The sequence below is a fragment of the Rhodohalobacter sp. 8-1 genome (assembly GCF_038150125.1).
GTDB lineage: Bacteria > Bacteroidota > Rhodothermia > Balneolales > Balneolaceae > SW132.
Genome location: NZ_JBBVMF010000050.1, coordinates 1 through 1,571, shown reverse-complemented (window position 1 = coordinate 1,571; position 1,571 = coordinate 1). Strand labels below are relative to the sequence as shown.

General features: G+C 48.6%; 1 protein-coding gene. It reads right to left on the bottom strand.

Annotated elements, in window-relative coordinates; translation table 11 throughout:
* Positions 1-412: 412 nt before the first annotated feature.
* Entirely contained in the window at positions 413-1,471 is a 1,059-nt protein-coding gene (locus tag AABW11_RS19950; protein WP_340107092.1) for a transposase, read from the bottom strand.
* Positions 1,472-1,571: the final 100 nt, after the last annotated feature.

Genomic DNA, 1,571 nt, shown 5'->3' with positions numbered 1-1,571 from the left:
GGTTCTTATATAAAAAAGAAAGTCAAGAACATACTTCCCCCATGACGTTCCCATGGAAAGTTTTTGAACTTTTAGGACGTCCCCTTTATGGCAAATTCCTACTTTCAATAGATTTAGTTGTAGCACAATAATGCGTATTTGACCAAGTCGGTTCGGATCCTTCCGACCTGTAGCTGTTGTTTTCGGTTGTCTGGAACCATTCTTATATATGAACCTCAAAGCAGTCAACCAGTTGGGATCTACCCAACGGTTGGCCGCTTCGGGTTAAGGTCGTATGGGGCTTCCATGCCAGGCGACTAAGCTACTTGTAGGTCCTGTTGAAGATCCAACGGAGAGAACCCAAAAAAGGAGTCTGTCCCGGCAACCCGATCTTCCCCAGCCCGGTCTGCATCACTGCTCGACAAGCCAGGGTCTATCGGGTGGAATCCCCATACTTATATGTAAACTTATTCGGATCGTACGGCTCCTGATTCTTCCAAAGAGCCCACATGGTGACTAAAATTTTGCGTTCGGTACTCAGCCGGGCATGATCCGGATTGCCTACTTCCTCGAGGCAGTCCTGATAATAGCGACTGACTTCATTGTCACTGCTTTTGGCAGTCGTCCAGGCTGTATTGGCCACACTCTTCAAGCACCCATGGCCGGCTTTGCTGAGCCGCTCACTGCGCACTTTGCGCCCGTCGCTGGTAAATTTTCGAATAGCCAGCTTACAAAATTTGATCAGTTGACCGGCACGTCGGAACCGGTAGGGAGTTTGAAGATAGCCGGAAAACCGATGAGAGCCTACCGGGCCGATGCCGGGAATCCTGGCAAACTCGGCAATCTCCCAAAAGGCCTTTCCTGTCTTCATAAACCGCTTCATGGCCCGCTGTTTGGCCGCTTCAATGTGCTCTATGAAGCGTAATTTTTCCACATATTCGTCTTTGATCAGCTCGACATCTACCTGGCTCAACAACGCCTGGGGGTTCTTGTAATCGGCTTTGCTTACGCTGGTGTTGACTCCCCAATGGCGCAGGCTATCGATAAACTGTCGCTTATGGATCGAGAGGGTTTTGACCAGGCGCTGGTATTCCTTGACCTGATCAAAGAACAACCGCCGCACCCCCATTTGCTTGGGGCGCCACACCGGCTTCAGAGCCCCCAGCCGTAACAGAGTGCATAACCCCTTGGTATCCACCTTGTCGCTTTTATTCTCTCCACGACTGATCAATGCATTGCGGCGGGGATCACAAACAATCAATTCATCTACATAGTCTTGAAGCTGCTGGGCCGCCCAAAAGGTCATATTGCCTTGTTCAATGGTTAACGTCTTGTACTCAGCAGGAATGGCAACTACCTCGTTGATCAAATTGATCGGTGTGGTTTGTACTTGATGCTGAGCGATATATTTACCTTCTTGGTTCATGTATCCAATGGTACTCGTATTGCTGTGTAAGTCAACGGCTATGTGAGCCTTTTTAAGTGTTTCCATAGGAGGACTCCTTGGGTTAGTTAAAAGTTCGGGTGAACTTGAAAGCTAAGAAATTCAGGGCGTCCTCTTTTTTATAATACCTACAGGAAAGTTTGTGGGT

Excerpts from the sequence above, each read along its gene's own strand:
- AABW11_RS19950 (WP_340107092.1), bottom strand. The coding sequence starts at position 1,471 with ATGGAAACACTTAAAAAGGCTCACATAGCCGTTGACTTACACAGCAAT.